The following is a 14908-nucleotide window of genomic DNA, read 5'->3' as shown; positions in this document are numbered from 1 at the left end:
AAGGAATGAAGGCGCAAAGACATGCATTGGTAAAAAGGGACTATTTGGTTCCTTTTGTTTTGGTAACCTCTTTGTTCTTTTTATGGGGATTTGCACATGCTATTCTCGATGTGTTGAACAAACATTTCCAGGAGGTGATGGATATTACCCGTACTCATTCGGCCATGGTGCAGGTGATGTTTTATCTGGGTTACTTCGTAATGGCTGTTCCTGCAGGACTGTTTATAACCAAATATGGATATCGTAGGGGAGTTGTTTTCGGACTATTGCTCTATGGAATTGGGTCGCTGATGTTTATTCCCGGCGAGTATTGGATGTCATTTGATTTTTTCTTGTTCTCTTTGTTTGTCATTGCCTGCGGTTTGGTCTTTTTGGAAACGGCGGCAAATCCTTATATGACAGAACTGGGGGATAGAGAGACAGCTGCCAGCCGGTTGAATCTGGCTCAGTCTTTTAATGGGTTAGGATGTATTTGCGGCCCTTTAGTGGGAGGACTGTTATTGTTTTCGGGGAAGGGGGAGGCAAATGTTTCGTATCCTTATATGTTGATGGGAGTGGTTGTACTGATAGTGGCATTGATTTTTTCCCGCATAAAACTTCCGGAGATTGTTCATGCAGATGATCTGGCGGGTGGAGAAGCGGCCTCCAAAAGCTTATGGTCGCACAAATTATTCTTATTCGGGGTATTGGCGTTGTTCTGTTATGAAATAGCGGAGATTTCCATTAATAGTTTTTTTATCAATTATGTGGTGGATGACGGGTGGATGAATGCTCGTGATGCAGCGGTGGTGCTTTCTTTCGGCGGGCTTGGATTATTTATGTGCGGACGTTTTGCCGGTAGCTGGATTATGCAGCGAATCCGTGCGGAGAGAGTGTTGCTATGTTGTGCTTTTGGAACGGTAGCGGCTACATTTCTTATCGTTTGTAATTTAGGAAAGGTTTCATTAATAGCCTTGTTGTTGGTATATGTGTTCGAGGCTATTATGTTTCCCACTATTTTTGCCATATCTTTGAAGGGATTGGGAGAAAAAACCAAGCGAGCTTCTTCCTTCCTGATGATGTCGCCCGTAGGAGGGGCCGTTGGTCCTGTGCTGATGGGCTATGTGGCGGATAATAGTACCATGTCCTTGTCATTTATCATACCCTTTATTTCTTTTTGTGTCGTATTGTTCTATTCGTGGTATGCTGATGTGGAAAGAAGTTGAAATGAAAATCCCCATGTTGCCTGTCGGGCTTTATCGGGATTGTTCCTTGTTCTTAAATTTCCTCAGCTTTCAGGAGACTGGTTCGGATCAGATTCCATACATCCTCTTCGGTTTTGCTGAAAGGACCGGACGCCTCTAATTTCAGCGTTGACATGGCTGCTGCAAAACAACCGGCTTCTTCATAGGAAGCTCCTTTGTTGCGCATATATAGATATCCTGTGGCATAAGTATCTCCACAGCCAGTGGCATCTACGATGTCTTTAGGAGGATAGGCTGGAATTTTATGAAATTTACCTTCCGCATAAATTATCGATCCTAAACTTCCCAATGTGATCAATACCTCTTTTACTCCCCATTCCGCAAGTTGCAGGGCGGCTTTTTTTATGTCTGTCTGGCCGGTCAGCACTTCCATTTCGTGCTCATTTACTTTTAGGATGTCAATATATTTTAGTGCTTTTGTCTTGTCTGTCCAATCTGTCGGATAAACTTTTTCATCCCGGACTTCGCGTAAGTACCCTTGTGCATCTACAGCCAATATACCTTTAGTGGAAAGATATTTTACAACATCCAATGAAAAATCATCTGCTAAAAGGCTTCCCAAATGAAAAATATGTGCATTTATATTCTTTAGTTGCTCTACTGTAAAAGGATCGGCTTTAGCCAGTACCCGTTGGGTGCGGTTGTCTTGATTTTCACCGTATGTATTCTCGAAATATACCGTCCGGCGACTGGGAATAACAGTAACTTTGATACCTTTGGCGCGGATCTCTTCAACTGCTTTAAATTCATTGGGAGCCAGTGCTGTGACCAGTTGATAATGTTTTGTATCCTTTAAGTGGCTGATTCCATGTGAGAAATAATAAGAAGTCCCGCCGGGCATATAAGTCGTTTTTCTGGGTGTTACTATTTTATCTAATGTAATGTGACCTATGCAACAAATATCATTCATACTTATTTATATTAAACGGTCGCAAAGCTACAAAAAAAACTAGAAAAAGCATGGAAGTTTTCAAAAGAAGGTGTAACTTTGGCACAAATTATCTTAATCTCTGCTATGAGATGCAATTTTAACAAAGAAATTAGAATGGAAAAAATGAATGTGAAACCGGCAACCGGTAAATTAGGCGTTCTTTGTGTTGGATTGGGCGCTGTTACTTCAACTTTTATGACAGGTGTGCTGATGGCTCGTAAGGGACTGGCAAAACCTGTCGGATCTATGACTCAATATGATAAAATGCGTGTTGGCCGTGGAGAGAATAAAAAGTATTTGCACTATGGCGAAATTGTTCCATTGGCAAACTTGAATGACATTGTTTTTGGAGCATGGGATGTTTATCCGGCTAATGCTTACGAATCAGCGATCAATGCTGAGGTTTTAAAAGAAAAAGACATCAATCCTGTAAAGGATGAATTGGAGAAAATAGTTCCAATGAAAGCTGCTTTCGATCACAATTATGCCAGCCGTCTGGATGGTGACAACGTGAAAGACTGCAAGAACCGTTGGGATATGATGGAACAGTTGCGTGAAGATATCCGCAATTTTAAAGTTGCTAACAACTGTGACCGTATTGTAGTGCTTTGGGCTGCTTCTACAGAAATTTATGTTCCTGTTGATGAAAAGATACACGGAACATTGGCTGCATTGGAACAGGCCATGAAAGATGATGATAAAGCTCACATCGCTCCGTCTATGTGCTATGCTTATGCTGCATTGTCGGAAGGATGTCCTTTCATTATGGGAGCACCTAATACAACCGTTGATATTCCGGCAATGTGGGAATTGGCTGAAAAAACTAAAATGCCTATCGCAGGTAAGGACTTCAAGACAGGCCAGACATTGGTTAAATCAGGTTTCGCACCGATTATCGGAACCCGTTGTTTAGGTTTGGACGGTTGGTTCTCTACAAACATTCTTGGTAATCGTGATGGTCTGGTGTTGGATGAACCGGCTAACTTCCATACTAAAGAGGTCAGCAAATTATCTACATTGGAATCTATCCTTGTTCCAGAAGACCAACCGGACTTGTACACGGATTATTATCACAAAGTGCGTATCAACTACTATCCGCCTCGTAATGACAATAAAGAAGGTTGGGATAATATTGATATCTTCGGCTGGATGGGCTACCCCATGCAGATCAAGATTAACTTCCTGTGCCGCGACTCTATTCTTGCCGCTCCTTTGTGCTTGGATTTGGTATTGTTGAGCGACTTGGCCGCACGTGCGGGACGTTTTGGCATTCAGCGTTTCCTGAGCTTCTTCTTGAAGAGTCCGATGCACGATTATACGGAAAACGAAATTCCGGTCAATCACCTCTTCCAGCAGTATGCTATCTTGAAGAACGCTATTCGTGAAATGGGTGGTTATGAAGCCGATCAGGAGATAGATTAAAATTCTGTATATCCATAATAGATAGAAAGAGGAAGTGCTCCGTAAGGAAGAACTTCCTCTTTTTTTGAATGAAACTTTAGGCTGAATGTCCTCTTCTTCACAAAAAAGTAAAAGGATGTCTATTTTTAATGGTTATTTTTTGTTTATCTTCTTCTTTTTTATCACTTTTGCAAAACATGATTGAACGTATTGACGGGGCAATAAAAAGTAAGGTATGGCGGGGATTGCCTGAATGGGTCTTTAGAGTAAAAAATATATGCGTATAATTGATCTAATCATAAGTTTTTGCATAATAGAGCTTTTCTTGGCTTCTTGCTCGGAGAAAGAATGCAATGTGCTGGTTATTCATTCTTATGAAAAAGACTATCCGGGATATAAGGAATATAATAGGTTGATAGAGAAGGAATTTTCTTCTTCCTCCTTTTCTGCGGATATCCATTATTTCTATCTGGATTGCGAACAGTACGATGAGCCCGGTGAGATTAGGGCTATAAAGAGACTGCTTGATACTTGTACGCACTGGAAACCCGATGTGATCCTTGTCAATGAAGACCAGGCTACCTATTCTTTATTGAAAACACACCATCCTTTGCTGAAGGAAACTCCTACGATCTTTGCCGGAGTGAATTATCCCAACTGGGGGCTTATAGAGCAATATCCCAACCTCACCGGATTTCATGATAAGATTGATTTGAAGAAGAATCTTAGAATGATTGAAAAGATAACCGGTCAACGCGATATTTATACAGTATTGGATTATACGTTTATAGATCGCAAAATAAGGGAGGATGCCCGTGAACAGTTGGTGACCGACTCCATTATTGATAATTTGGATTGGCGTTTTAACTGGGCGACGGTAGTTAGAGAATCTAAAAAAGGGAAGATCGTCTTTTCCGGATACTCCGTCCGTAATCCGTCCAAGCAATGGAACAGGAGTGCCAGGCCCGAGAAAGATTTTATATGGGCTGTGAGCAAATATGGAAGCCGTCCGTACTTGCAACTTAAATTCGACTATGTGACCGTTACCATCGCTTCCTCTTCCACTCGTTTCCGTTTTACAGCTATCAATGAACTTTTTGACTGCGGGTATAATTTTCTGGGAGGATATATCACTCCCATGCCTGTTCAGGTGGAAGAACAGGTGAAGACAGCTGTCCGTGTGTTGAACGGGGAGGACATCTCTTGTATCCCTATTCGGGAGAGTGCCAAAGAATATTATATAGACTGGAATATTTTACATCGGGGAGGGATGGGGCTGAAAGACATACCGGCGGAATACACAGTGATAAATGTTCCCTTTAAAGTGCGTTCTCCCTTTTTGTGGTGGTTTCTTTGGGTAGGCGGAGCCCTTTTTGTTTCGTGTCTGCTAGCGTTTGTCACCTATTTGTATTGGCGCGAGACTCAGAGAAAGCGTAATGTCCTTTATGCTTTGGAGGATGAAAAAGAGTCGCTGGCTTTGGCTGTGGCGGGCAGTGATTCCTATGCGTGGAGATTGAAAAAGGACAAGATGATTTTCGATAGTTTCTTGGGTAAAAAAAGTGATTTGGAATCGTATTCGCTGGATGTAAGCGTATTCTGCTCTTTTATTCATCCCAGTTTCCTGCCTCAAGTAGAATCTATCTTGCATAGGGACATGATTGATGGAAAGCGGTTTGTGGAGTTGCAGTGTGATTTTGACGGGAAGGGTTACCAGTGGTGGGAACTGAGATGCAGCACAATGAAGAGCATCTTTGGAGAGCAGAAGACAACAGGGCTTTTACTAAATATAGAGGAGTATAAAAAAAGAGAGCAAGAATTAATAGAAGCGCGTGAAGTGGCTGAAAAAGCAGAACTGAAAGAATCTTTTCTAGCCAATATGAGCCATGAGATCCGTACTCCGCTGAATGCCATTGTGGGATTCTCTAACTTGCTGGCTTCGCCCGACATGGAGTTTTCCGATGAGGAAAAGAAACAATTTATAGATACGATTACTCGTAACAACGAACTGTTGTTGAAGTTGATAAACGATATACTCGAAATATCCCGCATCGAGTCCGGTTACTTTTCATTCAATAATGAGGACTGGTCTTTGGCCGCTGTCGTGGATGAAATATATCAGACACATAGCTTGCTGATGCCTCGGACACTGGAGTTCAGCCTGGAAAAAGGAGATGGAACGGTGTGGGTGCATCTGGACAGGGACAGGCTGGTTCAAGTGATCACCAATTTCTTGAATAATGCGGCCAAGTTTACCACGAAAGGATATATAAAATTGGGATGGAACTATGTGGAGGAACGGCATGAAGTGGAACTCTATGTGGAAGATACGGGCATAGGAATTTCAAAGTCCGAACAAAAAGTGATATTCAGCCGGTTTTACAAGAAAGATGAGTTTGTACAAGGCACAGGTTTGGGACTTTTTATTTGTAAAGTGATAGTCGAAAAGCTGGGCGGACGAATCGCACTTTCCTCTGAAGTTGGTGTGGGAAGCCGTTTTTCAGTATTCTTTTCTGCTGAGAAAAGAGATTTTTAACGGAGTAACCCGGTAAAAAACTGCCATAATTACTTGTTGTGTGCCGGGGAATTTGTAATTTTGTCATATAATAGAGTGAATATGGTCAGGTCGGAAATACAAAATGTAAAACTCAGATTTGGAATTATCGGTAACGCCGAAGGGCTGAATCGTGCCATAGATGTGGCTATTCAGGTGGCGCCCACTGATTTATCTGTCTTAATAACTGGCGAAAGCGGGGTCGGAAAAGAAAACTTCCCACAAATAATCCATCAATTCAGCCGTCGCAAGCATGGGCATTACATAGCGGTGAACTGTGGAGCTATACCCGAAGGGACTATCGACTCGGAACTTTTTGGTCATGAAAAAGGAGCTTTTACAGGAGCTATCGGTGACCGTAACGGGTATTTTGCCGAAGCCAATGGAGGAACTATTTTTCTGGATGAAGTGGGGGAGTTGCCTCTTGCTACACAGGCGCGTCTGTTACGTGTGCTTGAAAGTGGCGAATTCATCAAAGTCGGTTCATCCAAAGTGCAGAAGACTGATGTACGTATTGTCGCGGCAACCAATGTGAATCTGACGGAAGCAATCGCCCAGGGGCGTTTTCGTGAGGATTTATATTATCGTCTGAACACGGTGCCTATTAAAATACCGCCTTTGCGTGAACGTGGGGATGATATAACGTTACTTTTCCGTAAATTTGCATCAGATTTTGCTGAGAAATACCGTATGCCGGCTATCCAGTTGACAGAAGATGCGAAAACTTTGTTGCTGGCTTATCCATGGCCCGGTAATGTGCGTCAGTTGAAGAATATTACTGAACAGATATCTATTATTGAGACTAACCGTGACATAACGGCGGAAATTTTGCGGAATTATTTACCGGAACAGCATGTGAATTCCGGCTTGCCCGCTTTGTTTGGTGTGAAGGCAAGTACCGGAAAGGCTTTTGAAAGCGAGCGTGAGATTTTGTATCAGGTATTGTTTGATATGCGGCGTGATGTGACTGATTTGAAGAAATTAGTCAATACATTGATGGCGGAACGCGGAGCGCAACCTGTTCCGGCACCGCCGGCTACTACAGCGGTTTCTTATTATCAGGAACCGCAGCGGAATTTGGTTACGACAGTAGTGCCCGCTACACCTACTATAATTTCTGCCGCCAAGCCGGTTCATCCTATAGTGGATGATATTCAGGATACGGAGGAAGTTGTAGAGGAAGCCACCTTGTCATTGGACGAAGTGGAGAAGGAAATGATACGTAAGGCGCTCGACCGTCATCATGGAAAGCGTAAGAATGCGGCAAAAGATTTGAATATTTCAGAGCGTACACTTTATAGAAAAATAAAAGAATATGGCTTGGATTAAACAATTGAAAGTAGTTGGTGTGTTGATGGTATTGGCGGGGATAGTGACTGCTTGTTCTATTTCCTATAAGTTTAACGGATCTTCTATAGATTATACAAAGGTAAAGACTATTTCGTTCGAGAATTTCCCGAACCGTTCGGCTGGTTTTGTATGGGGACCGATGGAGAGCATGTTCAATACGGCATTACAGGATATTTATATGCAGCAGACCCGGTTGAAGCAAGTCAAGCGTGGAGGTGACCTGCAATTGTCGGGGGAGATAACCAATTATGATGCGTTGAACAAAGGAATCGGTTCTGACGGTTATTCCAGTATGGTGGAATTGCGTATGACGGTTAGAGTGAATTTTGTCAACAGCTCTAACCCGGCAGAGAATATGAACGGACAGCAATTCTCTGCTAGCCGTGAATATAATTCCAATCAGCAGCTGAGTGCGGTACAGGATGAGTTGGTAAACCAGATGATTAAAGAAATCGTAGAGCAAATATTCAATGCTACCGTAGCAAACTGGTAGTGGGTTCTTTTCTGTCATGATACAACAACAATTATATGAATGGATAACGCATCCTGAACGACTGAATCGGGATACTTTGTACGAGTTGCGGACGCTACTCGCGCGTTATCCGTATTTTCAGACAGTGAGATTGCTTTATCTGAAGAATCTGTTTCTATTGCATGACATAACATTCGGTGAGGAACTACGCAAGGCTGCATTGTATGTAGCCGACCGCAAGGTGCTTTTTTATCTGATAGAAGGGGAACGCTTTACTGTATCTTCCTTTGAAAAGCAAGACCGGCCTAAGGAAAATGCCGGATTGGACCGTACTCTTTCATTGATCGATGCTTTCTTGTCTTCTTTGCCTGAAGAGCCCGTTGCTGTGGAATTACCAATGGATGTAACGACAGATTATACTTCCTTTTTATTGCATGAGGAAGAACGTGTATCTGATGATGTTCCTCAGATGAAAGGACAGAGTTTGATAGACGATTTTATTGAAAAGTCGGCAGAAGAACCTTTGTTGCCTCAATTAGGAATGAAAGAGGTGACAGCAGCGAAGAAAGAAGTTGCTGAAGCGGATGAACCGGAAGATACTGAGGAGGATATGGAAGAGGAAAGCTATTTTACCGAAACATTGGCTAAAATATACGTTAAACAACAAAGATATTCTAAGGCTCTGGAAATTATTAAAAAATTAAATTTGAAATATCCAAAAAAAAACGCTTACTTTGCAGACCAAATAAGATTTTTGGAGAAATTGATTATTAACACTAAATCAAAATAAAGAAAATGTATTTATTACTTATTGGATTAATTGTGCTTGCAGCTCTTTTGATGTGCTTTGTCGTACTGATTCAGAACTCAAAAGGTGGTGGTCTGGCTTCTAGTTTTGCTTCTTCAAATCAAATTATGGGGGTTCGCAAGACTACAGATTTTATTGAGAAATTAACATGGGGATTAGCTGCTTTTATGGTAGCATGTAGTGTGCTTACAGCTTATTTTGTTCCTGCAGCCCATACTGAATCTTCTGTAATTATGGAAGAAGCAGTGAAAGAAGGGGCTACTAATCCGCTGAATGCACCTTCAGGTTTTGCTGCTCCGCAAACAAATGATGCTGCAACAGAAACTCCTGCTCCAGGTGATTCGGCACAGTAATTATAGAGAAAATTTATTCCTTAATTCATAAGGATAAGCGTCCTGTTCCGTTTACGGAAAGGGGACGCTTTTTTGTTTTAAGTTTTTTTGTTTTGATAAGTATGCTTTTGTGCTTACTTTTGTTCCGGAATGTTTTTTTAATCTACAAATAACAAAAGAATCATGTTGAAATTCATATCATGGAATGTAAACGGCCTGCGGGCCTGTTACGATAAAGGTTTTACCGATGCTTTCAATCGCTTGGACGCCGATTTCTTCTGCTTGCAGGAAACAAAGATGCAGGAAGGGCAACTGGATGTGAAGTTTGAAGGATATTACTCTTATTGGAATTATGCTGAGAAGAAGGGATATTCAGGTACAGCCATCTTTTCGAAAGTCAAACCGTTATCTGTGACATACGGCTTAGGCATAGAAGAGCACGACCACGAAGGACGGGTGATCACTCTTGAGCTGGAATCGTTTTATTTGATTACGGTATATACTCCCAATTCGCAGGACGAATTGCGACGGTTGGATTATAGAATGAAGTGGGAAGATGATTTCCGTGCCTATCTGAAAAAACTGGAAGAAAAGAAACCGGTCATTGTGTGTGGTGACCTGAACGTGGCACATAAGGAAATAGACTTGAAGAATCCTAAGACAAACCGTAAAAATGCAGGTTTCACTGATGAGGAACGTACCAAGTTCACCACTTTGCTCGACTCCGGTTTTACGGATACGTTCCGCTATTTTTATCCGGAACAGGAAGGAATCTATTCATGGTGGTCTTATCGTTTCAAGGCTCGTGAAAAGAATGCAGGCTGGCGTATTGATTATTTCCTCACTTCCGATTCACTGAGGAATAAGTTGAAAGGTGCACATATCCATACGGATATCTTCGGTTCGGATCATTGTCCGGTAGAATTAACAATAGAACTCTGAGAAACACGCTGAAAAAGCTTTTGCTTTTGTCGCAATAATGATCTCTGGTTGTCTGTAATTAAAAGATAATCAGAGATTTGTGTTGTCGCAAAATTCCTTCAGTTTTCCTTCTGTAAATTATTGGTTCTTGTCTATCTTTGCTTTGAAAAAAATAAACTATGATGAAAAGCAAAGCACAGATGGGGTTAGGTATAATCATTATTCTATTGATTCTGGTTACATGTCAATCCGGTTCATTACAAAAAACAGGTGTATGGAAGGTGGATTTACGTCCGGCCATTCAGAAGGAAACTCCTATTTCTATGGCAGAGGATGATAATCCGCTTATTATTGTATATACCTTCAAAAATTGATTGAATCTATGAAACTATTGCATTTTACGGTTGGTCAACCGGATGGATTTTACCTCGCAAGAGAAGATTTATTATCAATTAGCTTTGAAAGAGAAAGATCAACGGGAGTGGGAACCGGCAGTTTCATTCCTGTTAAAAGCGATGGAACGCACCCGTACTGCGGAATCCCGTTATAGGTATGATACCGAATTGGCGGCCTTGTATAAACATTTGGGCAGAACTGCACAAGCAGACAGCCTTCGTCAAGAAGCTTTAAAATCTTCGTGCCCTCTTCTGAAATCTTCCGTTGTTTGATGAAATAGCTGGCCTGCTAGATGTGCAATCCCGTTCTGTGGACCGTGTGGTGTATAGAATTTGTAGAAAAATGGGATTAGGACAAGGAAGTAAAGAGGAATTTGTGGCGCAAATCTCCCGTTTGGATGATTGCGCCACAAATATATAGTTTACATAGCTACTTCAATAGCCAGTATCTGTGTTTCCGAAATGGCTTCGATAGTGACACTTTCAATGTCCCATATACCGATACCGTCACGGCGTGAAAGATTCTCGCCTGCTACATTAATCTCTCCTTCTATAACGAAAATGTAAACACCTGTGCGAGGTTTGTGCATACGATATATCACACTATGTCCGGCATCTAATGTGCCCATAGAGAACCAGGCATCCTGTAGCAGATGTGCCGGTGTGTTTCCGGAGGGAGAAATGAAAGTTGTCAGTTCGTTATGTTTCAATAACGGGCGGATATCATAATTATGGTATTCGGGTTTGGTTTCCTCTACATTAGGAATCACCCAGATTTGCAGAAATTTCAGATCTTCCGTTTTACTGGCATTGTATTCACTGTGATAGATACCTGTTCCTGTACTCATTACCTGGATTTCTCCGGGGGTGATGGTACTTTCATTTTGTACATTATCTCCGTGTCTTAAATATCCTTGTAAAGGGATGGATACTACTTCCATATTTTTATGCGGGTGCATGCCGAAACCTTCTCCGGGAGCCACAGTATCATCATTCAATACACGCAAAGTACCGAAGTGTATACGTCTGGGATTATAATAATCTGCGAAGCTGAATGTATGGTAGGTCTTTAGCCATCCATGATTAAAATAACCTCTTGTGTTGGCTTTGTCAATGACAGTCTTCATAACTCAATGTCCTTTCTATTAAAATTGTTGTTATTCATACAACAATTGGCAAGCCGAAAAGTTTTATTGGTTTATGGAGTAGTTGTATAAAAAAAAGAGATGATTTAATCATCTCTTCTGTAGAGCGGAAGACGGGGCTCAAACCCGCGACCCTCAGCTTGGAAGGCTAATGCTCTATCAACTGAGCTACTTCCGCAATTTTCGTGGGCAAAGATGGATTCGAACCACCGAAGTCGAAAGACAGCAGATTTACAGTCTGCCCCATTTGGCCACTCTGGTATTTGCCCATTCGCTCTTAAGATTCTATCTCAATTCTCTTATTGAGTAGGTTTGTTTCTCAATTGCGATGCAAAGGTACGGCTTTTTTTTGAATATGCAAATTATGCAGGAAGTTTTTTTTATAAAATCTGTGTTTTCTGTAATTTCTGCTTAAAATCGAGCATTTTGATGGCAGTTATTGCACATTCATCTCCTTTATTGCCTAATTTTCCACCGGCGCGGTCTTCTGCTTGTTGCATGGTGTTGGTAGTGATCAAACCATAGATTACAGGAATCTCTCCCTCGGCATTCAGTTGGGCGATACCTTGGGTGGTACCGGCACATACATAGTCAAAGTGCGGAGTATCGCCACGAACTACGCAACCTATTGCAATCACTGCGTCTACTTTTCCACTTTTTATCATTTGTGCGGAACCGAAAGTCAGTTCAAAACTGCCGGGTACTGTCTGCACCAGAATATTTTCATCTTTTGCACCGTGTTTCTTCAGGGTGGTTACGGCACCTTCCAATAGGGGGCCGGTGATGTTGTTGTTCCATTCGGATACCACAATACCGAAACGCATATTTTCTGCGTTAGGTACTGAATTGAAATCGTAGTCAGACAAGTTATGATACGCTGTTGCCATTGTTTTTTAGTTTTAGTGGTTTAATAAAAGAAAGAGGTTATCTGTACACAGGTGCAGACAACCTCTTTATATCATTAAGGTATATTCTTTTTCTTATTTGATAGATGCACGCTCGATGTACTTATCGATGTCCATTGACTGGTAAGAGTTGAAGTATTTTTCTTTCACCAATGTGTAAGCTTTAACAGCTTCACTGTTCTTGCCCAGTTTCTCGAACAACTGACCTGCCTGAATCAAATAGATAGGACTCAATGCCTGGCTGTCTGCTTTATCGGCTGCTTTCAGCAAAGTTCCTGCGGCTTTGTCCAATTGTCCCATCTCTGCATAGCAGTTGCCGATAGTTCCCAAAATAGCGGGGCTTACCAGCTGGTCTTTAGCGCTGAACTTATCCAGATACTTCACTGCATCTTCATATTTTCCCAACTGTGCAAAGCAGATACCTGCATAAGCATTGGCCAGATTGCCGGCAGCTGTTCCACTGAATTCGTCTGCTACTTTCAGGAAACCTTTGTAGCCGATGCTGTCACCATTCAATGCGGTTTCAAAGTTATCAGCTCCGAAATATTGTTCTCCTTTAAATAGAGCCTCTGATGCTTTTATTTCATTGGGCTCAGAAATAAAATGCTTATATCCCATGAAACCAGCTATGATAATCACTACTGCTGCAATAGTTCCAAGGATTTTTCCTTTGTTCTTGATAAGGAATGCTTCTGAGGTACTCAGTGCTTCTTCCATATCCAATGGGTCCTGAGTGTGTTTTTGTTCTGCCATTTTTATATTTACTTTTTTATTATTTTTCGGATATGCTTTTTCGGTCAGCAAAAGTAGTTTATTTCTATGTATTAATGAAATTTACAGGCATGTTTTTTTAGTTTTTCCCGTTTTTATCTCTAATTTTGTATCCTCAATTAAATAAAAGTTCTATGATACTGAAACGCATCTCGATATTGAATTATAAAAACCTGGAGCAGGCAGAACTGGAATTATCGCCGAAGATGAATTGTTTTATCGGACAAAACGGCATGGGGAAGACGAATTTGCTGGATGCGGTTTATTATCTTTCTTTTTGTAAGAGTGCTACCAATCCCATTGATTCGCAGAATATCCGTCATGAAGGGGAGTTCTTTGTGATTCAGGGTTTTTATGAAACAGACCAAGGTGATCCGGAAGAGGTGTATTGTGGATTGAAGCGTCGTCAGAAAAAGCAATTCAAGCGGAATAAAAAGGAATATAGCCGGTTGTCAGATCATATCGGGTTTATTCCCCTCGTAATGGTATCTCCTGCTGATGCGGAGTTGATTGCGGGAGGTAGCGAAGAGCGCCGCCGTTTTATGGATGTGGTGATATCGCAATATGATAAGGAATATCTGGACGCGCTGATACGTTATAATAAGGCGTTGGCACAGCGTAATGCCTTGTTGAAATCGGAACAGGAGCCTGATGAGGAGTTGATGCTGGTATGGGAGGAGATGATGGCGTCTGCGGGCGAGATTGTCTTTGAGAAGCGTAGTGAGTTTATAGCTGAATTTATACCTACTTTCCAGTCTTTTTATTCTTATATCTCGCAAGATAAAGAGAAGGTGGACTTGGCGTATGAATCTCATGCCTTGAGTGGGGGATTGCTGGACATTATCAAGGAGAGCCGTCAGCGTGACCGTATAATGGGATATTCACTGAAGGGGGTTCACAAAGATGACTTGATCATGCAGTTGGGTGATTTTCCGATAAAGCGGGAGGGTTCACAAGGGCAGAACAAAACTTATCTTATCGCCTTGAAATTGGCTCAATTTGATTTTCTGAAGAAAACAGGCAGCAACACCACTCCTTTGTTATTGTTGGATGATATTTTTGATAAACTGGATGCTTTCCGTGTGGAACAGATTGTAAAACTGGTAGCCGGAGACAGTTTCGGGCAGATTTTCATTACGGATACCAACAGGGATCATCTGGATAAGATATTGAAGAAGATAGAAAGGGAATACAGAGTCTTTGCTGTGGAGAACGGAAGCGTGACGGAAAGAAAGGAAATGGCTGAATGAAACGTAATGATGCGGAACAAATAGGGGAAATGGTCCGGAAGTTCTTCCGGCAGAATGCTTTGGAGGCACCACTGAACGAGTATCGTCTGATACAGGCGTGGAAAGATGTGGTGGGGCCTGCCATTACTAAATATACTAGTAATCTTTATATCAAGAATCAGATACTTTATGTGCATCTCACTTCGTCCGTGCTTCGTCAGGAGTTGATGATGGGGCGTGATTTATTGGTGAAGAATCTGAATAAACAAGTAGGGGCACAAGTGATAGTCAATATTATTTTCCGTTAACTTGTTGGTATTCAATTTGCTCCTTTGGTCGTTCCGAAGGTTCTTGTGCTACTTCCTTTTAAATGCGGATTTTACGAATTTTCTTTTATCTTTTTCGTAAAAATCCGCACTTAAAAAGAGGTTTCAAGTTATGGAGCAGTTCTTA

Annotated in this window: 16 protein-coding genes and 2 tRNA genes; 12 read left to right on the top strand and 6 right to left on the bottom strand. The window is 41.6% G+C overall.

Annotated features, from left to right (window positions below; translation table 11 throughout):
- The first annotated feature begins 5 nt into the window (after positions 1-5).
- A complete protein-coding gene (locus tag ACYQ0C_RS14510; RefSeq protein WP_016275880.1) occupies positions 6-1205 on the top strand; it encodes a sugar MFS transporter in 1200 nt (399 codons plus the stop codon).
- A 52-nt stretch (positions 1206-1257) separates the two neighbouring features.
- Here ACYQ0C_RS14510 and ACYQ0C_RS14505 read toward each other — a convergent pair whose 3' ends face one another.
- Complete coding sequence (locus ACYQ0C_RS14505) at positions 1258-2154, bottom strand: PfkB family carbohydrate kinase (RefSeq protein WP_016275881.1); 897 nt, start codon at positions 2152-2154, stop codon at positions 1258-1260.
- Positions 2155-2289: 135 nt separating this feature from the next.
- Between ACYQ0C_RS14505 and ACYQ0C_RS14500 the strand changes: the two genes are divergently transcribed.
- From ACYQ0C_RS14500 to ACYQ0C_RS14460, 9 genes are all read left to right on the top strand, one after another.
- Entirely contained in the window at positions 2290-3597 is a 1308-nt protein-coding gene (locus ACYQ0C_RS14500; protein ID WP_016275882.1) for an inositol-3-phosphate synthase, read from the top strand.
- 256 nt (positions 3598-3853) lie between these two features.
- On the top strand, positions 3854-6109 hold the full coding sequence (locus ACYQ0C_RS14495; RefSeq protein WP_016275883.1) for a sensor histidine kinase: 2256 nt from the start codon (positions 3854-3856) through the stop codon (positions 6107-6109).
- Between the two features lie 81 nt (positions 6110-6190).
- The gene (locus ACYQ0C_RS14490) at positions 6191-7456 is read left to right on the top strand and encodes a sigma-54 interaction domain-containing protein (RefSeq protein ID WP_016275884.1); all 1266 of its coding nucleotides are present in this window, start codon (positions 6191-6193) and stop codon (positions 7454-7456) included.
- A complete protein-coding gene (locus ACYQ0C_RS14485) occupies positions 7443-7970 on the top strand; it encodes an LptE family protein (RefSeq protein WP_016275885.1) in 528 nt (175 codons plus the stop codon). The genes ACYQ0C_RS14490 and ACYQ0C_RS14485 overlap by 14 nt, the downstream gene beginning before the upstream one ends.
- 16 nt (positions 7971-7986) lie before the next feature.
- Positions 7987-8739 (top strand): hypothetical protein, encoded by a 753-nt coding sequence (locus ACYQ0C_RS14480; RefSeq protein WP_016275886.1) that lies wholly within the window; start codon positions 7987-7989, stop codon positions 8737-8739.
- A gap of 5 nt (positions 8740-8744) precedes the next feature.
- Positions 8745-9110: a preprotein translocase subunit SecG gene (gene secG / locus ACYQ0C_RS14475; RefSeq protein ID WP_016275887.1), complete on the top strand. Its 366-nt coding sequence runs from the start codon at positions 8745-8747 to the stop codon at positions 9108-9110.
- 162 nt (positions 9111-9272) lie between these two features.
- Positions 9273-10031, top strand: a complete 759-nt coding sequence (locus tag ACYQ0C_RS14470; RefSeq protein ID WP_016275888.1) for an exodeoxyribonuclease III — start codon at positions 9273-9275, stop codon at positions 10029-10031.
- A gap of 158 nt (positions 10032-10189) precedes the next feature.
- Positions 10190-10384: a hypothetical protein gene (locus tag ACYQ0C_RS14465; RefSeq protein ID WP_025017313.1), complete on the top strand. Its 195-nt coding sequence runs from the start codon at positions 10190-10192 to the stop codon at positions 10382-10384.
- Positions 10385-10426: 42 nt separating this feature from the next.
- Positions 10427-10678, top strand: a complete 252-nt coding sequence (locus ACYQ0C_RS14460) for a hypothetical protein (RefSeq protein ID WP_016275890.1) — start codon at positions 10427-10429, stop codon at positions 10676-10678.
- Positions 10679-10827: 149 nt separating this feature from the next.
- Here the strand turns inward: ACYQ0C_RS14460 and ACYQ0C_RS14455 are convergent, their stop codons facing one another.
- From ACYQ0C_RS14455 to ACYQ0C_RS14435, 5 genes are all read right to left on the bottom strand, one after another.
- Positions 10828-11532 (bottom strand): pirin family protein, encoded by a 705-nt coding sequence (locus ACYQ0C_RS14455; protein WP_016275891.1) that lies wholly within the window; start codon positions 11530-11532, stop codon positions 10828-10830.
- Between the two features lie 123 nt (positions 11533-11655).
- Positions 11656-11728 (bottom strand) — tRNA-Gly (locus ACYQ0C_RS14450).
- Between the two features lie 8 nt (positions 11729-11736).
- Positions 11737-11819 (bottom strand) — tRNA-Tyr (locus ACYQ0C_RS14445).
- Positions 11820-11930: 111 nt separating this feature from the next.
- Complete coding sequence (ribH, locus tag ACYQ0C_RS14440) at positions 11931-12437, bottom strand: 6,7-dimethyl-8-ribityllumazine synthase (RefSeq protein ID WP_016275892.1); 507 nt, start codon at positions 12435-12437, stop codon at positions 11931-11933.
- 93 nt (positions 12438-12530) lie between these two features.
- On the bottom strand, positions 12531-13208 hold the full coding sequence (locus tag ACYQ0C_RS14435; protein ID WP_016275893.1) for a tetratricopeptide repeat protein: 678 nt from the start codon (positions 13206-13208) through the stop codon (positions 12531-12533).
- Positions 13209-13360: 152 nt separating this feature from the next.
- On the opposite strand from ACYQ0C_RS14435, the gene recF reads away from it, so the two are divergent.
- On the top strand, positions 13361-14476 hold the full coding sequence (recF, locus tag ACYQ0C_RS14430) for a DNA replication/repair protein RecF (RefSeq protein ID WP_016275894.1): 1116 nt from the start codon (positions 13361-13363) through the stop codon (positions 14474-14476).
- Entirely contained in the window at positions 14473-14763 is a 291-nt protein-coding gene (locus ACYQ0C_RS14425) for a DciA family protein (protein WP_016275895.1), read from the top strand. The genes recF and ACYQ0C_RS14425 overlap by 4 nt, the downstream gene beginning before the upstream one ends.
- Positions 14764-14908 lie beyond the last annotated feature (145 nt).

The sequence above is a fragment of the Phocaeicola sartorii JCM 17136 = DSM 21941 genome, assembly GCF_054653615.1.
Note: the sequence above shows the minus strand (reverse complement) of the source record. Positions and strands in the feature narration are given on the sequence as shown.

What these genes read in the sequence shown, in the direction of transcription:
- ribH (WP_016275892.1), bottom strand. Translation starts at nt 12,437, where the DNA reads ATGGCAACAGCGTATCATAACTTGTCTGACTACGATTTCAATTCAGTA.
- ACYQ0C_RS14505 (WP_016275881.1), bottom strand. Translation starts at nt 2,154, where the DNA reads ATGAATGATATTTGTTGCATAGGTCACATTACATTAGATAAAATAGTA.
- ACYQ0C_RS14425 (WP_016275895.1), top strand. Translation starts at nt 14,473, where the DNA reads ATGAAACGTAATGATGCGGAACAAATAGGGGAAATGGTCCGGAAGTTC.
- secG (WP_016275887.1), top strand. Translation starts at nt 8,745, where the DNA reads ATGTATTTATTACTTATTGGATTAATTGTGCTTGCAGCTCTTTTGATG.
- ACYQ0C_RS14490 (WP_016275884.1), top strand. Translation starts at nt 6,191, where the DNA reads ATGGTCAGGTCGGAAATACAAAATGTAAAACTCAGATTTGGAATTATC.
- ACYQ0C_RS14435 (WP_016275893.1), bottom strand. Translation starts at nt 13,208, where the DNA reads ATGGCAGAACAAAAACACACTCAGGACCCATTGGATATGGAAGAAGCA.
- ACYQ0C_RS14495 (WP_016275883.1), top strand. Translation starts at nt 3,854, where the DNA reads ATGCGTATAATTGATCTAATCATAAGTTTTTGCATAATAGAGCTTTTC.
- ACYQ0C_RS14510 (WP_016275880.1), top strand. Translation starts at nt 6, where the DNA reads ATGAAGGCGCAAAGACATGCATTGGTAAAAAGGGACTATTTGGTTCCT.
- ACYQ0C_RS14500 (WP_016275882.1), top strand. Translation starts at nt 2,290, where the DNA reads ATGGAAAAAATGAATGTGAAACCGGCAACCGGTAAATTAGGCGTTCTT.
- recF (WP_016275894.1), top strand. Translation starts at nt 13,361, where the DNA reads ATGATACTGAAACGCATCTCGATATTGAATTATAAAAACCTGGAGCAG.
- ACYQ0C_RS14465 (WP_025017313.1), top strand. Translation starts at nt 10,190, where the DNA reads ATGATGAAAAGCAAAGCACAGATGGGGTTAGGTATAATCATTATTCTA.
- ACYQ0C_RS14470 (WP_016275888.1), top strand. Translation starts at nt 9,273, where the DNA reads ATGTTGAAATTCATATCATGGAATGTAAACGGCCTGCGGGCCTGTTAC.
- ACYQ0C_RS14455 (WP_016275891.1), bottom strand. Translation starts at nt 11,532, where the DNA reads ATGAAGACTGTCATTGACAAAGCCAACACAAGAGGTTATTTTAATCAT.
- ACYQ0C_RS14460 (WP_016275890.1), top strand. Translation starts at nt 10,427, where the DNA reads ATGGATTTTACCTCGCAAGAGAAGATTTATTATCAATTAGCTTTGAAA.
- ACYQ0C_RS14480 (WP_016275886.1), top strand. Translation starts at nt 7,987, where the DNA reads ATGATACAACAACAATTATATGAATGGATAACGCATCCTGAACGACTG.
- ACYQ0C_RS14485 (WP_016275885.1), top strand. Translation starts at nt 7,443, where the DNA reads ATGGCTTGGATTAAACAATTGAAAGTAGTTGGTGTGTTGATGGTATTG.